Below are 17,315 nucleotides of genomic sequence, written 5' to 3' on the forward strand. Positions count from 1 at the left end.
CCACCGCATTCCCCCTCCCCTTCAAGGGCGCCCGGCGTAGGGGGAGGGCTAGGGTGGGGATGGGTTTTAATGCCCGCGCCAAACCCATCCTTCTCCTGTCCTCCGCCCCGCGGCATGCAAGCCGACCGCAAACCATGGATCAATCCCGCGAAGCCAGCGTATCAATCACAATGATCAACTCCTCCGGCGCCACCGGCTTGGTCACGTGCATCTGGAATCCCGCGGTCAGCGCGCGGATGCGGTCTTCGCGCTGAGCAAAAGCGGTCAGTGCAAGCGCGGGAATGCGCTGCAGAGGCCGGCTGCCGTCGGCTGAACTCCATGCGCGTATTTTCCTGAGCACCGCATAGCCGTCCTCGCCGGGCATGGCGATATCGGAAATCAGCACATCCGGATAAGCGTCCGGCGCGCGCGAGCCGAGCCAGTCCGAAGCCTGGCCGAAGGTGGCGGCGGCAAACACTTCCGCGCCGGCGGCGTCGAGCACCACCGTGAGCGATTCGCGCGCCTCTTCCTGATCGTCGATCAGCAGCACCGTCTTGCCCTTCAGCGAAGGCAGGGGCAGGTTGCTCGCGCCGACATCATGCGGGCCTACCGTCAGATAGGTTTCATTGCGCACCCGCACCGGGAACACCACGGAGAAGGTGGTGCCCTGGCCTTCGCCGGCGCTTTCCGCCTGCACGCTGCCCTCGTGGAGTTCGACCAGATTGCGAACCAGGAACAGCCCGAGGCCCAGTCCGTTGTGGACGCGCGTGCTGGACGTATCGATCTGGCTGAAACGGTTGAACAGGTTCGGCAGGTGTTCCGGCGACACGCCTGCGCCGTTGTCGCGCACCGACACGCAGATCTGCTTGTCCGACTGCGTTGCGGTCAGCCATACCTGGCCGCCTTCCGGCGTGAACTTGATTGCATTGGACAGCAGGTTCCAGAAGATCTGCTTGATGCGGTCCTCGTCGCCTTCGATCTGCTCGGTGGTGATGCGGTAGCTGCAGCTGAGCTGGATGCGCTTGGCCGCCGCCATGCTCTCCACGCTTTCCACCGCGGAGCGCAGCACGGGCAGCAGCGCCGTCGGCTGTTTTACCAGCCGCAGCCTGCCGCTCATCATCCGGGTCACGTCCAGCAGGTCTTCGATCAGGCGCACCTGCTGGTTGATGCCAGTCTTGATGCCTTGCAGCGCGCGCTGCGCCAGTGGAATCTCGATGGCATCCTTCACATAGTTTTCCAGCACGTGAGCCCAGCTCTGAATGCCGTTCAGCGGGGCGCGCAGCTCGTGCGAGACGATGGCGAGAAATTCGTCGCGCGCCCGCGCCGCGGTCTCGGCCTGGATGCGTGCGGCCCGCTCGCGCGCAAGCAGCTCATCCCTTTCCTTTTCCATGCGGGCGCGTTCCGTGACGTCGTAGGCGATGCAGATCACCGATTCGATCTGGCCCCAGCGGTCGATCTCCGGAATCACCCTGCCGGAAAAGTAGCGGGTCTGCGTTTCGCCGGGCTGCTCGAAATCGAGGCGCTGTTCCTGGCCGCTGTCGAACGCCCTGCGGGCGGCATCGTCCCAGCGCTGCACGATGTCCTCGGGCAGGCCGAGCTCGGTCTTGGTCTTGCCGATATAGGCCTGGTGCGGCAGCTGGAAGAGCTTCTCGATCGAGGGGTTGACGTACAGGTGGCGCATTCCGCGATCGATGCGGGAAATGATGTCGGGCGAATTCTCGACCAGGGTCTTGAACTCGAGCTCGCGGCGATGCAGCTTTTCCTCGGTATCGCGCAGGCGCGAAATGTCGCTGATGGCGGCAACCAGGCCGACCACCTTTCCGTCGGCATCGTACTCCGGCACGTACATCAGCTGCATGTAATGTTCGGTGCCGTCGGCCATCGGCACGCTGAGTTCATGCTCCTGCGGCTCGCCGCGCAGCGTCGCATCCATGTACTGGCGCAGCTTGGCGAACGCCTCGTCGCCGATGATGTCGGGCACGCGCTTGCCGATGATGTCCGCCGGATCGAAGCCGAAGCGGTCGGCATAGGTCTTGTTGACGAAGTGCAGGTAATAGTCGCGGTCGCACTGGGCGATGAAGACCGGCAGCGAATCGGTGATCAGGCGCAGCTGCTGCTCGCGCTCGCGCAGCGCCCTCTCTCCCTTGCTGCGTTCGGAAATGTCGGTGATGACCGCAGAGAAGCCCGCGACGCTGCCGTCGCTGCGCACGTCAGGAGTGTAGACGGCCATCACATGCCGTTCTCCGAGAAGGGTGGCGAGGTCGACTTCGAAGCGCTCGGCATGCCCGGCCAGTGCCCGGAGCACATGCGGCCGCAGCTTGTCATAGCTTGCGCCGACGATCTCCTGCACCGCGCGTCCCATGATGTCTTCGCGGGCGCGTCCGAACCATTGCTGATAGGCGAAGTTGACGAAACGGTAGCGCTCGTCGGCGCCGACGTAGGAGATCAGCACCGGGGCGGTATCGGTAATCAGCTTGAGGTACTGGTCCTGTTCGAAGAGGGCAGCGGACAAGGTCTGGTGTGCACCGGCATCGCGTATGCAGACCAGCATCGCATCCGCGGCGTGATCGCCGTCTTCATGGCAAGGCATGACAGCGATATCGGCATCCATGACTGCGCCGCCGGCAAGCCGCAACCGCCGCCGCAGCGATTCCGCATGCATCCGCTCAGGCAGGACAGGCAGACCGGAATCGTCCGCATCGTGCAGTACATCGGCGAGAGCGCGTCCGACCAGCGCATCGTTTCCCGCCAGGCGGCCCGCAGTGCCGAACAGGCTCCGCGCAGCGGCGTTGCAGCCGACGATCAGGCCACTGCGCGTGATGAAGACGCTTTCCAAGCATCGATCGACCATCTCGCGAAAGCGCGTCTGTGCTTGCATGGCGTCCGGCCCCTTGCCTCCAGGCTGTTTCTCGAACGAACCTTCGTTGCGGCTGGACGATGACGAGATTTCATTTCGGTGTATCGGTACGACATGACTGCTCGACATATCCGTCATTAAAACAACTCCTTGAGCCGCAACTCGTTCAACCGGTTCCCGGATTGGAAGCCCCGGCACTCCGAGTCCATGTTCGCCGGAAGGCATGGCCCGGCTGGAACCTGCGGCAGTATTCGCATTGGCATTGATAAAAACGTTTCCGCATTCATTGTAGGCACGGCAGCAACGCTTGCACTGGGGAAGCGCATTCCTTCGCAGCGGACCGTTTGAGCATCAGCAAGGCTTGTAGCGCCGGAAATGCGCTTGATGCTCCGTTCGCCAGCTGTGCGAGGGCGAAGATGGTCGAACGAAAGGTAAGCATTACACTGTTCTGTCATTTTTTACATGTGCCATCCCGGTTTCTTTCACGCATTCGGCCGCGTTCCTCCACTCTTGAGTTCAAAGCGGAAGGCCAAGCGGAAAACTCCCGAGCGTTGAGAGCATGAAACATGCCGAGGCTGCTGCATTCATGGCAATTTGCGCAAGATCATCGCGCCCTGCCTCTTGGTCCGTATAGTAGACAGGGCCCGATTCCACCTTGCCCGTGCAAACTCGCCAGGGCAGGGCACCGAGCCCCAGTCCCAGCCTTCCGAATGCATTCCATGCGCAGCAGAGCCGAGACCGCAAAACAATACAGAGCCGAAATGCATGCGTCACGGCGCCGTGCGGCAGCACCGCGCGAGGCAGGGGATGACACCCGCACGGGACCGATATGTCGCAGCACCGCACGCGGCGCAGGTTCGCGCTGCAGTCACAGAGCGGCATCGGCCTCCGCCAACGTGGCGCGAAGTCGGGCTTCCCGGCATGGAGCTTGCCTCTGCATTTCATGATGCCCTGTCGCCGAGCGACGGGCATTCATCGCAGCGCAGCGGGACGCACGAGATTGAACCGCGCGCGTTACTACGGCAGTCTCCAGATGACGGCTGCGGATAGTCGTGTTCCCGCCGTTTGCGTGGCTTGTCGCTGCCGGGTTGATCCGGCATGGGCCGGTACCGAAATACAAACAGGTACGCATCGAATCAGATTGAAATGACAATGGACTTTCCGATCACAGGCGTCGGCGCAAATTGCGGCAGGAACCTTCCTTCACCGGAACGGCATGCGCAGCGGCGCCGCGCAAACGGCAGCCGATGCCGGAACGGACAGTTCGCCGCGCCCTACAGGCGAATCCCATCCTGACCATTTTTCATGCCCTGGCGGCAAGGAGATAGCATGGCTTCTGCAATCATTGTTTTCTCTCATCTGCGTTGGGATTTCGTATTCCAGCGTCCGCAACATCTGCTGTCGCGCCTGGCCAAGCACTATCCGATCGTGATCGTGGAAGAGCCGGTGTACGACGAGGAGAAGACCTTCCTCAAGACCTATTCGCCGGCGCCCAACATCCTGGTGTGCCAGCCCCATACGCCGGTCAGCATGCCCGGCTTTCACGACGACCAGCTGCCGCATCTGCAGAAGCTGCTGCGCCAGCTGGTTGCCGATTACGAAGACCACATGGCCTGGTTCTACACGCCGATGGCGCTGCCGCTGCTGCAGGAACTCAAGCCGCGCCTGGTGGTGTACGACTGCATGGATGAACTGGCTGCTTTCAAGAACGCGCCCAAGCAACTTCTCCAGAGGGAGAGCGCCTTGCTGAAGGTGGCCGATCTCGTTTTCACCGGCGGGCAGAGCCTGTACCGTTCCAAGCGGGACCGCCATCCGAACGTGCATTGCTTTCCGAGCAGCGTCGACCGCGCGCATTTCGTGCAGGCACTCGACCGCACCAATTCCCATCCCGCGCATCGCGAGATTCCCGGGCCGCGCCTCGGCTTCTACGGCGTGATCGACGAACGCTTCGACACCGAGCTGCTCGGCAGCCTGGCCGACGCGCATCCGATGTGGCAGATCGTGCTGGTGGGGCCGGTGGTGAAGATCGATCCCGCGACACTGCCGCAGCGCGCCAACATCCATTATCTCGGCCAGCAGCCCTACGAGGCGCTACCCCAGTTCCTCGCCGGCTGGGATGTCTGCCTGCTGCCGTTCGCGATGAACGAGTCGACGCGCTTCATCAGCCCGACCAAGACGCTCGAATACATGGCGGCGGAGCTGCCCATCGTCAGCACGCCGGTCACCGACGTGGCGTCCTGCTACAGCGATATCGTCGCCATCGCCGGCGATGCCGAAAGCTTCATCGCCGCCTGCGAAGCGGCGCTGCTGGCGCCGCCGGAAGAGCATGCGCGCAAGGTCGAGGGCATGCGCCGCGTGCTGGCCGCCACCTCCTGGGACTCCACCGTCGAGCAGATGCGCGCGCTGATCGATACCACGCCGCGCCGGCAGGATATTCCTCTCATCGAACCGGCCGCCGCGCCGGTGACGATCGACGAGAGCGAGACCCCCAACGTCAACCTGCTGCGCCGCGACGAAGCCAATCGCTTTGCCAAGACGGCCATCATCGGCGCCGGTCCGACGGGGCTGTCCGCTGCCTATCACCTCGGCCACGACGCTGTGCTGTTCGAGAAGAACGACATGGTCGGCGGCTGGTGCCGCTCCATCCGCGACAAGGGCTTTACCTTCGATCATGCGGGCCACATCATGTTTTCCGACGATCCCTATGTGCTGGAGCTGTACGACATCCTGCTCGGATCGAACGTGCACTGGCAGGACCGGGAAGCCTGGATCTACAGCAAGAACGTCTACACCCGCTATCCCTTCCAGGGCGCGCTGTACGGCCTGCCGCCGGAAGTGGTGAAGGAATGCATCATGGGTGCGGTGGAAGCGCGCTATGGCGCTGCCAAGCCGGGACAGCCGGCAGGACCGGCAGCGAAGGCCAGCGACTGCTGCGGCGACGGCAGCGTGGCGCTGGCGTTCACCAGCGACGGCACCAACATCGCGTCGCTGGAAAAGCGCGGCCCGGCGAACTTCGAGGAATTCATTTACCAGGTGTGGGGCGCCGGCATCGCCAAGCATTTCGCGATTCCCTACAACCGCAAGCTGTGGGCGGTGCCGCTGACCGAGATGGAAACCTCCTGGCTGGGCGGCAGGGTCCCGCTGCCCGATCTGGAACAGATCATTACCGGCGCGCTGGAACCGGCCGCCAAGCCGATGGGGCCGAACGCGCGCTTCGGCTATCCGCTGCGCGGCGGCTTCCAGGCGCTGGTGTCGGGCTTCGTGCCGCACATCAAGGGCACGATAGAACTCAATGCCGACATCGCCGCCGTCTCGCCGAGGCAGCACCTGCTGACGCTGGCCGACGGCCGCCGCTATGAATACGAAAGCCTGATCAGCACCATGCCGCTGCCGGAACTGGTGAAGATCATCGGCGACGAGGCGCCGGAGGAAGTGAAGCGGGCGGCCGACGGACTCAAGCATATCTCGGTGCGCTGCGTGAATCTCGCCGTGGCGCGGGAAAACATCACCGACAAGCACTGGATCTACTATCCCGAAGACACGACCGTCTTCCACCGCATTTTCGTGCAGGGCAATGCCAGCCCGGAATGCAATGCGCCCGGCGGCTTCGGCATCACCTGCGAGATCAGCTATTCGCCGGACTACAAGCCGCTGCCGCTCGACGGGCAGGAACTGATCAACCGCTGCATCGAGGACTGCATCAAGGTCGGCATCTTCAATGAGGATGACAAGGTCATCGTGGCCAATGAAGTGGACATGCCGTATGCGTATGTGATCTACGATCATGCCCGAGCGAAGAACGTCGAGACCATCAGGTCGTGGCTGGCGATGTACGACATCATCCTCGCCGGCCGCTACAGTGAATGGGAATACTACAACTCCGACCATGCCTTCATCGCCGGCAAGAAGGCGGCGGAAGCGGTGAAGTGGGCGGAGAGGAAGAGTGCGGTGGCGGCGGAGTGAGCGAGGGTTGCGCAAGGCATGCCTTGCGCTCGCGAACTCGGAGCGGCTTGCAAGCCGCGAGGTGGACGGTATGACACTAGAGAACGCTCCTCCCCCTTCAAGGGGGAGGTTGGGAGGGGGATGGGTGCAAACGGCGTACTGACCCCATCCCCGCCCCAGCCCTCCCCTTGAAGGGGAGGGGGCTAAATTCCACGCCAACCCGTCCACCTCGCCGCTTGCAAGCGGCTCCGACTGCGCAGGCGCAACGCATGCGTTGCGAAACCCCTGCTACGTCCACCTCGCCGCCTGCAAGCGGCAAGGTAGTGCAGCCAAAAATATCGCAAACGCAACCCCACGGGAACACCCCCGCCGGACGCAGGGTCAAACTCGCGTCGACTCCCGGAGAACCGATCATGAAGCCCATCCCCGCCGCGCTGCTGCTGGCCCTGCTGCTGCCCGCCGCTCATGCACAGGAGCAAAGGCGCGAATCCCCGGCGCCGTCCAATACCGCTTCCAATCCCGCGCCTGCGACCCGCTCCGCCAAGCCTTCGCCCCAGCAGGCCAATCTCTACCGCAGCACCAAGATCATCGGCACCACGCTGCGCGATGCGAAGGAAAAGAAGATCGGCAATATCAAGGACCTGGTGCTCGACCGCGAACGCGGCGAGATTGCCTATGCGGTGGTCAGCTTCGGCGGCGTTCTCGGCGTGGGCCGCAAGCTGCATGCGATCCCGTGGCAGGCGCTGGAAGTCGGCGATGACGGCCGGCATTACATTCTTCATGCGGACCGCGAAACCATCAACCAGGCACCCAGCTTCGACATGGCAAAGTGGCCCAACATGGCGGACCCGAAATGGAGCGGCGATATCGACCGCTACTGGAACCGCATGGTGGGGCGCGGCCCGCTCAGCAGCAACAAGCTCACATCGGGCGTGCCCGCTCCGGGAAGCGGTGCGGCATCCAGCGGTCCGGGGACCGGTCCGCGAAGCGACATGCAAAGCAGCGGCCGCTGAGGAAAGCCGCCGCATGACGCCTCCCAATTCTTCCATTGCGCGCCGGGTGCGCATCATCGGCGACAAGCCGAATTTCACAGGCCCGGGACCGCAGGTGATCGCGGCGGAATCCCTGCAGGGCGAAAAGGTTCTCAATCCGCGCGGCGAGCGGCTCGGCGAGATCGAAGCCATCATGCTCGACGTGCCAACTGGCCGTATCGCCTATGCGGTCCTCGCCCATGGCGGCATCATGGGCATCGGCGACAAGCTGTTCGCCATTCCCTGGGAGGCGTTCACGCTCGACGCCGAGCGCCGCTGCCTGGTGCTCGATGTCGATGAAGAGAGGCTGCGCAGGGCGCCCGGCTTCGACAAGGCGCACTGGCCCTCGATGGCCGATCCGACCTGGTCCGCAGAAATCCATGATTATTATCGCGGCGCCGACAGCCAGGTGAAGTTTCAAAAGGGCATTTGAGCGACACCCCGGCACATCATTTCGCATACACGCAGCGGTCCGCACAGGGCCGCGGGAAACACTCAAGCGTGTTCGGATGCATGCCCGTCAGGCAGTCCGAGCGTCGCCGCCTCGGCATCCATAGCCACATTCACGTCACAGCCTCAACCTCAAGGAGCCTTCATGGAAAGCCTGCTTTCCGTCGACTGGAAAGAACTGTTTGCATTCAGCATGCCGCCCGCCGAACTGATCGTGCGCGGGTCGGTGATGTACTGGTTCCTGTTCCTGATTTTCCGCTTCATCATCCGGCGCGATGTCGGCTCGGTAGGCATCGCCGATGTGCTGATCCTGGTGATCGTGGCGGATGCATCCCAGAATGCGCTGGCCGGCGAATACACCAGCGTCAGCGACGGCATGGTGCTGGTGGCCACGCTCATCTTCTGGAACGTGCTGCTGGACTGGGCCAGTTACCGGTTTCCCGGCTTTCGCCGCATGGCCGAGCCGAAGCCGCTTGAACTCGTGGAGAACGGGCGTCTCCTCAGGCGGAACATGCGCCGCGAATTCATCAGCGAGGACGAGATCTGGAGCAAGCTCAGGCAGGCGGGGATTGAGTCGCTCGACGAGGTCAAGCGCATGTACATTGAATCCGACGGCCAGATCAGCGTGATCAAGCATCGCAAGTAGAGACAGGATCGGGAAGAAGAATCCTCGTGCAGGAAGACGCGCCGGCAGGGGCACCGGCCAGACTCAAAAAAAACAGGGCAATTTTCATTGCCCTGAAAGCCGAACATCACACAGCTTCGCCTCGGTACTACATCACTAACCCACTACATCACCACACCAACACATTCCTTCATTCGGTTCGACAGGCGTCGCGGCCTTGCGTTCTCGTTTTGCGTTCCCGTTATTGAGCTGCACCATCATCGACATGCATTTTTTTGCGAGGCGCAGTACTGCACATCGTTCCAACATGCCTCAACGCCGCCATGCGCTGCGGCGGCGCGATCCCTGAAGGCGGTGTGCCGCGCTGTCGCGGCGGAATCCTGCTGCACGCGGATGCAGGCTGCGCCTGAGGATCTGGCTCATGCAGAGATCGACCATGTCGTCATCCGCATCGTCGAAACAGTCATCGAGCTGTTCGACCATGATTTCCGGCGCATTGCGAAAGCGCGGCGACTGGTCCGCAAGCGCCATCACGTCGTCGGGCAGATAGCGGTCGTCATGCCCGCCGCTGACGTCGATGCCGTCGGAAACGGGTGCGGCCATCATGGCCAGTTCCTGCGCTTCCAGCAGGTCTTCTTCCGGCACGCCGAAATGCGGACGCGAACCGCTCTCGCTGCTCCAGCGCAGCGTGTTGAGCACCAGCGACTGGCCTTCGGGCACCAGCGCGGCCAGATGCTGGCGGGCCTGGATCACGACATAGGCAATGCCGATCTTGCCGCTTTGCTGCAGCGTCTCGCGCAGCAGGGCATAGGCCCGCTCGCCGCCGGGAGCGGGCTGCAGGTAATACGGTCTTTCAAAATAATCGAACGGGATTTCCTGGGCCTCGACGAATGCCAGAATATCGACGGCATGGGTCGGTCTTGCGTGGGCGCTTTGTCGTTCCGTGTCAGGCAGAATCACAATATACCTTCCTGGTGGTCGTCGGCATCGAAAACCGGGCGGTTGCCCGCTTCTTCCTGCCTGTCGGGACCGCGCCGCCTGCACCGGGCAGGCCGGGCGTCCCTCATCGTTCTCTCTTGACGTCGTTGCAAGTGCCGGAGATGCGCTCCGGCTTGCCAATGTCGCTGTCTGCGCAAAGATTCAGCACGAACCAGCGCGCATCAATGCACGTTCTTGCGCGAGCTTGACTTGCTGCGGCTGCCGGATTCCTCCTCTTCCATTTCCTCGCCTTCAAGCGGAACGCCGAGCTCTTCATGCAAGGCCAGCTTGCGCTGCATCAGCTCTTCGCCGAGTTCGTCCAGATCCAAATCGGACTTCTTCACCTTGGCGAACAGTTCCTTTTCCTCCTCCTGGACGTGATGCTTCACATATTCGCCGAGGACGGTGAATTTCGCGTCGTACAGGTCATCGCCAGGCTGCATCGCGGAGAGTTCGCTGATGAGCTGCTTGGCCGACGCGTGTTCGACTTCGGCTTCATCCAGCAGGTCCATGTCGTCGATGGCATCGCGCGCGGCCGGATAGAAGATTTCCTCTTCGATCTGCGCATGGATGGTCAATGCGGCGCAGGCTGTTTCGACCAGCAGCTGCTTGGCCTCGTCATCCTCGTCGCCCTTGTCCTTCATCTTCTCGAATTCGTCGAACAGGTCGTTGACCATGCGGTGGTCGGCGATCAGCAGCTTGATGGCGTCCATGCTTTTGGATGCGGACGCGGCATGCTGAGCGGACTTCGACGACTTGGAAGTGCTTTTGGATGTTGCGTTACGTGGCATGGCTATCTCCTATCGATTGGCTACGTGGTGCCGGTATCGCAAGCTCCATGCCAACGCAGACTGGCGCGGCGGCAGCGTGAGGCGGTGCGCTGCGGCAGGGAAGAGCAGGCAGTTTGCAGTTCCAAATTTGCAATCGGCGGTAAAAGGTACAGCGAAGCCGTTGCGCATCCGGCTGCAAGGAACTTGTATAGACCGAAAGAATTTTTCTTTGGGCAACGCGCATGCGAGGCACAGGAAATCGAGGTTCCCCAAAAGGAAAATACTGCGAAAGGAAAGGATCCGGTGTCGCGAGACGTCCCCGGATCGGCATCAGAGAGGAAGAAGCTGCAGCGGCTGTATCTGCTCGGTATCTTGCCGCTGCGGTACTGCATGCAGCAGCTCGAGCGCCGCGGAGACCACCCGGTCCGGATCGACCTTGGTCAGGCAATGATGATGCCCTTGCGGACAGATGCTCTTGTAGCAGTTGCGGCACGGAACGTCATGGTAGAGCACCCTGTTCGCGACCTGCCAGGGCGTGTGCTGGGGGTTGGTCAGCGCATACAGGTCCACCACCGGCGTACCGACGGCCGCGGCGAGGTGCGCCGGACCGGTGTTGTTGGAGATGAGCAACGGGGCCAGGGATATCACGCCGGCGAGTTCTCCCAGGCTGAGCTTGCCTGCGAGCGAAAAGGCTTGCGGCAGGCCGTCGCGGATGTCGTCGATCAGCCCGGCTTCATCACGGCCGCCGGTAAAGAGGAGCGGGCAGTCGAGCCGTTCCGCCAGCCGCTGTGCCGCAGCCTTCCAGTGCGCGGGCGGGTAGCGCCGCGATTGCGCGGTGGCGCCGGGATGCATGACGATCCACGGCCGCTCGCTGCCGACGCCGATGGCGCCGAGCAGGTTGCGCGCGGCTTCCATGTCCTGCGGCGGGACCGAGAACGACATGCGTTCATCATCGGCCGTGGCGCCGACGCTCGCAACGAGATCCAGCTGCCGCCGCACCTCGTGCCGTACGATTTCATCGGGCTCGGGATCGCGCACCCAGTGCGAGAGCATCTGGTAGGGGTTCTCCCGGCAGTGCGCCAGGCGCAGCGGTATGCCGGCGAGGTAGCACATCATCGCGGCGGGCAGGGGGTTCTGGCTGTAGACGGTGAAGATTACGGCGGCGTCGTAGCCGCCTTGCGACAGCCGCGCGATCATGTTCATGTCATCGGCGGGCGAGTGGACCGCGCTGCTTTTCATCCACGGCGCCGCATATTCGATCACTTCGTCGATTTCCGGCACATGCCGGGCGGCGGCCGCGCCGCTGGCCGAAGTGAGCAGGGTAATGCTGCTGCCGGGATGCGATTGCTTCAGTGCCCGGATGGCCGGCGTGCTCATCAGCACATCGCCCATGTAATCGAGGCGGATGCAGAGAATCCGCCGCACGTTGTTCCATTGTTTCATGCTGTTCTGTTCAGGTTGGCCTGCAGGCGCGGTGTTCCATTGATTCGGCCCGAAAAATGGTTCAAGTTTCGGCCGCTGATCTCACCCTCTACCTCCGGGAGAGGGCCGGGGTGAAGGTGTCCGGCTCAACATATTCTCGGGCCGGATCCATGCTGTCTACTGTCTACTGTCTACTGGCTTGCCGCTTCACCGCCGGCGATGCCTTCCTTTTCGACGGCGGCGATCATGGTGGCGGCGGTGTAGAGATCGGGGGCGCTGAAGTGCGGCGTACGCAGCGGCGACACTTTCCATTCGGTCTCGTTGCCGTTGTCGATCAGCACGGTCTGGCATCCGGCGCGCCGTCCAGCCTCGACATCATGCAGGATGTCGCCGATCATCCATGAGCGCGACAGATCGATCTCCAGCTCGCTCGCCGCGCGCAGCAGCATGCCCGGCATGGGCTTGCGGCAAGTGCAGGGCACCGCGTAGCGGCCGATCACGCCTTCGGGATGATGCGGGCAGTAATGAAAGCCGTCGAGCACGACGCCGTACTGCGCCAGCAGGTCGGACAGGCGCTGGTGAACCGGGCCGAGTGCCGCTTCGGTGAACAGGCCTCTGGCCACGCCGGACTGATTGGTCACGACGATCAGAACAAAGCCGAGCTCCTGCAGGATCTGCAGCGCCTGTCCGGCTTGCCAGGTGAGTGCGATCAGTTCGGGATTGACGTTATAGGGAACGTCTTCGACGAGAGTGCCGTCCTTGTCGAGAAATATGGCGCGCTTGCTGGTTGTGCTGGTTGTCATGGAATGCGGCGCCGGCCGCGGCCGGCCTCATGGATTGTGATGCAGGGAAAGCGGTCGTCACGGCGGCAGAATGCCCTGCCGCCGTGATGTCGCCGTGTTACGGCCAGGAAGATTCCTGCATCGGCAGGACCATGACTTCCGGTATCACGGTCTGCTCGGGCAGCAGCAGCACGCCCTTGACCGCCTTGGCGACATTCACCGGGTCCTGCAGGGTATTGATGTCGATGTCGGGGAAGCGGTCAAGCAGGAAGGGCGTGCGCATGCCGCCGGCCAGCACCGCGGTGACCTTGATCTTGCGCGGACGCAGTTCCGCATGCAGCGCATGCGACAGGCCGAGCAGGCCCCACTTGCTCGCATGGTAGGCGGAGGCGTTCGGCCATGCGCGCTTGGCGGCGGTGGATGCGATATTGACGATCTGGCCGCCGTCCTTCATGTGGCGCGCCGCGTATTTCGACAGCAGGAAGGGACCGTAGAGGTTGGTGCGCATCACGCGGTCCCAGTCGTTGAAGGACAGTTCCTCGATGGGCAGCGTCACGTCGGTGCCGGCATTGTTGATCAGCACGTCGAGACGGCCGAAGCGGCTCACCGTATCCTCGATCGCGCGCTCGGCCGCCACCGGATCGCCGACGTTGAAGCCGATCGCATGCGTTTTGGCACCGGCTTCCTCCAGCAGCGATGCCACGGTCTGCGCCTTGTCGAGATTGAGGTCGCCCACCACCACGGTGGCGCCCGAAGCCCCGAGTACATGGCACAGCGCTGCGCCGAGGCCGCTGGCGCCGCCGGTCACGAGTACGATCTTGCCGGCAAGCTGCTGGGCTTCGGCCGGGTCTGCTACATAGCTGGAAACTTTTACGTCGCTCAATTCCTACTCCGTCAAGTTGAACCTGCCGCCGAGACTACGCTGTCCAGGTTCGTTGGTTGTTGATGCAAACGGCATCGCAGTGCGATGCCTGCGGATATCTCCCGTTCTCCTTGCCTGGGTGAATGAGGATCGGCTTCAGCCGCGCAGGCCGATCTCGCCTGCAGCCGCGACGCGCGGCTGCAGTGTGAAGTCCGCCGCCGGTTCCAGCACGCTTTCATACACGGCGGCGACGTTGGAGGCGACATTGCGCCAAGTGAAGTGCTGATACGCGCGGCGCATGCCGGCCCAGCCCATGCGCTGCGCGATGTGAGGATGGCGATGCAGCCAGGCGAGTTTCTCGGCCAGCTGCTCGGGATTGTTCGGCTCGACCAGATAGCCGGTCTCGCCGTCGACCACGGTCGTCTTGATGCCGCCGACCGCGGTGCCCACCACCGGCGTGCCGCAGGCCATGGCTTCCACCGGCGTGATGCCGAAGGGTTCGTACCAGGGCGTGGTGACGAAGACATTGGCGGCGCTGTAGAAATAGCGCAGCTGGGCGCGCTGGCGCTGGCCGGTGAAGGTCACGCATTGCTCGATGCCCAGCTCGCGCGTGAGCGCCATCAGGCGACCCAGCTCGGGCGTGGCTGCCGGATCGGGCTTTTCCGCATTGCCGCCCACCACCAGCAGGCGCGCCGGTACCTGGTACTGATGACGCAGGATGGCCGTGGCCCGAATCACGTTGTCGACACCCTTGCGCGGCACCATGCGGCCGAGCTGCAGCACGACGAACTCGTCATGGTCGAGCGCGAGCTGGCGGCGCGCATCCAGCGTCACCGGCCAGAATTCTTCCGGATCGAATCCGCAGGGCACGACATCGATGCGGCTTCCGGACGCGCCGTACAGCAATTCCATGTCGCGCTGGTCCTGCGGGCACTCGGCGATGATGCGGTCGGCTTCATGCATGAGCCGCTCCTCGATCGAGAAGCGTACATCCGGAAAGGCATCGGCCTCCTTCTGGCTGAGGCGCCGCACGCGGCCCAGCGCGTGGAAGGTCATCACGAAAGGAATGCCGAGCGACTTGCGTACCTGCTGCGCCACCATGCCGGACATGAAGAAATTCGCATGCAGCAGGTCGTAGGGCACTTTTTCGCGACGCGCGAAGCGGATCATGAAGCGGCCGAACTGCTCCATGAACGGCAGCATCTGTTCCTTCGGAATGTAGTGGTCAGGCCCTGCGGGCACATTGATGACGCGGACGCCGGGCAGCCAGTCGACCACCTGCTCCTGGGCCTCGTTGTCGCGGCGCGTGAAGATGTCGACGAGGTAGCCGAGCCTTGCAAGCTGGGTGGCCAGTTGTCCGACATAGACATTCTGTCCGCCGCTGTCGACGCCGCCGAGGTGAGCCAAAGGAGAAGCGTGCTCGCTGATGAGGGCAATTTTTCGCATAGTCTTGATGGTGTGGAATTATTGATTTGATGCATTGCATTTAAAGCAAATGATGTACCCAGCTCACCATTGCATTGCCTGCGCGCGTATCTAAAGACCGAGCGGACTTTTCGTTCCCGCGCATGAGGCGAGAGAGGAAAATTTCTCGGGTAAAAAATGCGAGCGCGTGTAAAAAATGCGTAGAAAACTTGTAAAGAAATAGACCTGAGTTGGAGGAAGAGCGTTTCCGATTTTCTCCCCGACCTGCATCTTGGTTTGCGATCTGGCATAAGAACTGCATATTTTTTCGCCATCGGCCAACAGGGCAGGTAAGGTGTTTTCCATCGGGAACGACGCCGTGCGCTTGCCGGCCACTCACAACAAGGAGATCAATCATGTGGAACAACAAGACCAAACTTGCAAAACCTCTGGCTGCCGGTTTCGCAGCGATCATGCTTGCTGCCTGCGGCAGCAGCCCGAACACGGCATCGAACAGCTCCTATCCGATTACCACGACAAGCAGCTCGATTCCGGTCACGACCACGACCAGCAGCACGACAGGCTATGGCGTCGTCCAGGCGATTGACGTGGTGCCGGGCCAGGCAGCCTCGGGCGGCGTCAGCCCTGGCGTGGGCACGGTCGCCGGCGCGGTGGTCGGCGGCGTGCTGGGCAACCAGGTCGGCAGCGGCAGCGGCCGTACCGCTGCGACCGTGGCCGGCGCTGCCGGCGGCGCGCTTGCCGGACGCGCACTGACCCGCAATTCCAGCGGAGGCGGCACCGGCGACTCCTATCGCGTTGCGGTGCGCATGGACAACGGTTCCGTGCAGACTCTGGTGCAGGACGTGCAGCCCGGCGTGCAGGTCGGCGAGCGGGTGCGGTTGGAAAATGGCGTGATTGTGGAGAGGTTCCGTTGAGAGCCGTTTCGCGGCATTTCAATGAACTTCAATAGTTTTGGTGGTAAGGAGCGTTCTTCATGAAGTTTAAAAATGCTCCTTCCCTTTCAAGGGGAAGGGTGGGATGGGGATGGGTTTAAATTTCGTAATTGAACCCCATCCCCACCCCATCCCTCCCCTTGAAGGGGAGGGAGCCAGAGTTCGGGACACCGACACAGCAAAAATTCCCCACGCACACCTCCCTTGAAACACATCATCCCCCGCACCCTCAAACCGTGTGAACATCACCCCATGCGCCGCCACGCCGGCACATGCACTGCATTTCCCCCAAACACGAACTAGCCGATACTCAATGACAATAGAACCCGATGTCATGAGACAGTGGGTGGACGTAGTACGCCCCTGGTTCAACATGCTGCTGGTCTGGATTCTCGCGTGGCTGGCGCTGCGCCTGATCCGGCGCGTGCTCAACCTGCTCAACTCCCGCCTCCTCGCCCATGCCGGTCCGGACGATGCGCGCCGCGTGGAAACGCTGATGAACGTGTTCCGCTATACGGCGACCATCGTCATCATCGGCGTGACCATCATGCTGACGCTGGGGCTGATCGGCATCTCGGTCACGCCCATTCTCGCCACCGCCGGCGTGGCCGGCATTGCCGTGGGCTTCGGCGCGCAAAGCCTGGTCAAGGATTTCTTCACCGGCCTGTTCCTGCTGATCGAAAACCAGGTCAGCGAAGGCGATGTGATCGAGGCTGCGGGCAAGAGCGGGCTGGTCGAGCGCGTTACGCTGCGCCACATCCGCATGCGCGACTATGACGGTGCGGTGCATTTCATTCCCAACAGCATGATCACCGTAGTCACGAACCGCAGCCGCGGCTTTGCCTATGCGGTCATCGACATGAACGTCAAGCGGCAGGATGACCTTGAACGCGTATTCACCCTGATGCATCGCGTCGGCGCTGCCATGCGCGCCGATCCCGTGCTGGGGCCGATGATTCTCGACGATATCGATATCGCCGGCGTGGAGAAGGTGGAGGATGCCGCGATCGCGGTTCGCTGCCGCATCAAGGTGCAGCCCGCCAAGCAGTGGCGCATACGGCGCGAATTTCTGCGGCGCATGAAAGCCGCGATCGATAGCGTGGAGGAAATTCCGTCAGCGGTCTAGGCGCCTTTCCGAACCGCGCTCCGGATGCAGCGTTGCCGTCGGCATGGAGTCTTTACCGGATTTGGAAAAGCTTACTTCGCTTGCTGAAGCGCTTTGACCAGCCTGTTGGTGCGTTTTCGCGCGCAGGCCGCACG

The 17,315-nt window shown here is 62.6% G+C and carries 13 protein-coding genes; 6 read left to right on the top strand and 7 right to left on the bottom strand.

Annotated elements, in window-relative coordinates; all coding sequences use genetic code 11:
• Nucleotides 1-139: 139 nt before the first annotated feature.
• Nucleotides 140-2,974: a hybrid sensor histidine kinase/response regulator gene (locus IGW03_RS02735; RefSeq protein WP_194720956.1), complete on the bottom strand. Its 2,835-nt coding sequence runs from the start codon at nucleotides 2,972-2,974 to the stop codon at nucleotides 140-142.
• Nucleotides 2,975-4,165: 1,191 nt separating this feature from the next.
• Here IGW03_RS02735 and IGW03_RS02740 point away from each other — a divergent pair.
• The 4 genes from IGW03_RS02740 (at nucleotide 4,166) to IGW03_RS02755 (ending at nucleotide 8,905) form a co-directional block, all read left to right on the top strand.
• The gene (locus IGW03_RS02740) at nucleotides 4,166-6,799 is read left to right on the top strand and encodes an FAD-dependent oxidoreductase (RefSeq protein WP_194720957.1); all 2,634 of its coding nucleotides are present in this window, start codon (nucleotides 4,166-4,168) and stop codon (nucleotides 6,797-6,799) included.
• A gap of 392 nt (nucleotides 6,800-7,191) precedes the next feature.
• Nucleotides 7,192-7,791: a PRC-barrel domain-containing protein gene (locus tag IGW03_RS02745; protein WP_194720958.1), complete on the top strand. Its 600-nt coding sequence runs from the start codon at nucleotides 7,192-7,194 to the stop codon at nucleotides 7,789-7,791.
• Between the two features lie 13 nt (nucleotides 7,792-7,804).
• Nucleotides 7,805-8,242 carry a PRC-barrel domain-containing protein gene (locus tag IGW03_RS02750; RefSeq protein ID WP_194720959.1) on the top strand — a complete coding sequence of 146 codons (438 nt, stop codon included), beginning with the start codon at nucleotides 7,805-7,807 and terminating at the stop codon, nucleotides 8,240-8,242.
• A gap of 162 nt (nucleotides 8,243-8,404) precedes the next feature.
• Nucleotides 8,405-8,905, top strand: a complete 501-nt coding sequence (locus IGW03_RS02755; protein ID WP_194720960.1) for a DUF421 domain-containing protein — start codon at nucleotides 8,405-8,407, stop codon at nucleotides 8,903-8,905.
• A 291-nt stretch (nucleotides 8,906-9,196) separates the two neighbouring features.
• Here IGW03_RS02755 and IGW03_RS02760 read toward each other — a convergent pair whose 3' ends face one another.
• The 6 genes from IGW03_RS02760 to IGW03_RS02785 all read right to left on the bottom strand — a co-directional run bounded on the left by IGW03_RS02760 (nucleotide 9,197) and on the right by IGW03_RS02785 (nucleotide 15,144).
• Nucleotides 9,197-9,844: a Ku protein gene (locus IGW03_RS02760; RefSeq protein WP_194720961.1), complete on the bottom strand. Its 648-nt coding sequence runs from the start codon at nucleotides 9,842-9,844 to the stop codon at nucleotides 9,197-9,199.
• Between the two features lie 200 nt (nucleotides 9,845-10,044).
• Nucleotides 10,045-10,653: a hemerythrin domain-containing protein gene (locus tag IGW03_RS02765; RefSeq protein WP_194720962.1), complete on the bottom strand. Its 609-nt coding sequence runs from the start codon at nucleotides 10,651-10,653 to the stop codon at nucleotides 10,045-10,047.
• 309 nt (nucleotides 10,654-10,962) lie between these two features.
• Complete coding sequence (gene waaF, locus IGW03_RS02770; protein ID WP_194720963.1) at nucleotides 10,963-12,075, bottom strand: lipopolysaccharide heptosyltransferase II; 1,113 nt, start codon at nucleotides 12,073-12,075, stop codon at nucleotides 10,963-10,965.
• Nucleotides 12,076-12,245: 170 nt separating this feature from the next.
• Entirely contained in the window at nucleotides 12,246-12,857 is a 612-nt protein-coding gene (locus tag IGW03_RS02775) for a D-glycero-alpha-D-manno-heptose-1,7-bisphosphate 7-phosphatase (RefSeq protein ID WP_194720964.1), read from the bottom strand.
• A gap of 97 nt (nucleotides 12,858-12,954) precedes the next feature.
• Complete coding sequence (locus IGW03_RS02780) at nucleotides 12,955-13,719, bottom strand: SDR family oxidoreductase (protein ID WP_194720965.1); 765 nt, start codon at nucleotides 13,717-13,719, stop codon at nucleotides 12,955-12,957.
• A gap of 135 nt (nucleotides 13,720-13,854) precedes the next feature.
• Nucleotides 13,855-15,144, bottom strand: coding sequence for a glycosyltransferase family 4 protein (locus tag IGW03_RS02785; RefSeq protein ID WP_194720966.1), 1,290 nt, complete (start codon nucleotides 15,142-15,144; stop codon nucleotides 13,855-13,857).
• A gap of 374 nt (nucleotides 15,145-15,518) precedes the next feature.
• Here IGW03_RS02785 and IGW03_RS02790 point away from each other — a divergent pair, with 374 nt between their 5' ends.
• Nucleotides 15,519-16,037 (top strand): glycine zipper 2TM domain-containing protein, encoded by a 519-nt coding sequence (locus IGW03_RS02790; RefSeq protein WP_194720967.1) that lies wholly within the window; start codon nucleotides 15,519-15,521, stop codon nucleotides 16,035-16,037.
• Between the two features lie 364 nt (nucleotides 16,038-16,401).
• Nucleotides 16,402-17,181 carry a mechanosensitive ion channel family protein gene (locus tag IGW03_RS02795; RefSeq protein WP_323744917.1) on the top strand — a complete coding sequence of 260 codons (780 nt, stop codon included), beginning with the start codon at nucleotides 16,402-16,404 and terminating at the stop codon, nucleotides 17,179-17,181.
• Nucleotides 17,182-17,315 lie beyond the last annotated feature (134 nt).

This window comes from Noviherbaspirillum malthae (assembly GCF_015352985.1).
GTDB lineage: Bacteria > Pseudomonadota > Gammaproteobacteria > Burkholderiales > Burkholderiaceae_D > Noviherbaspirillum > Noviherbaspirillum malthae.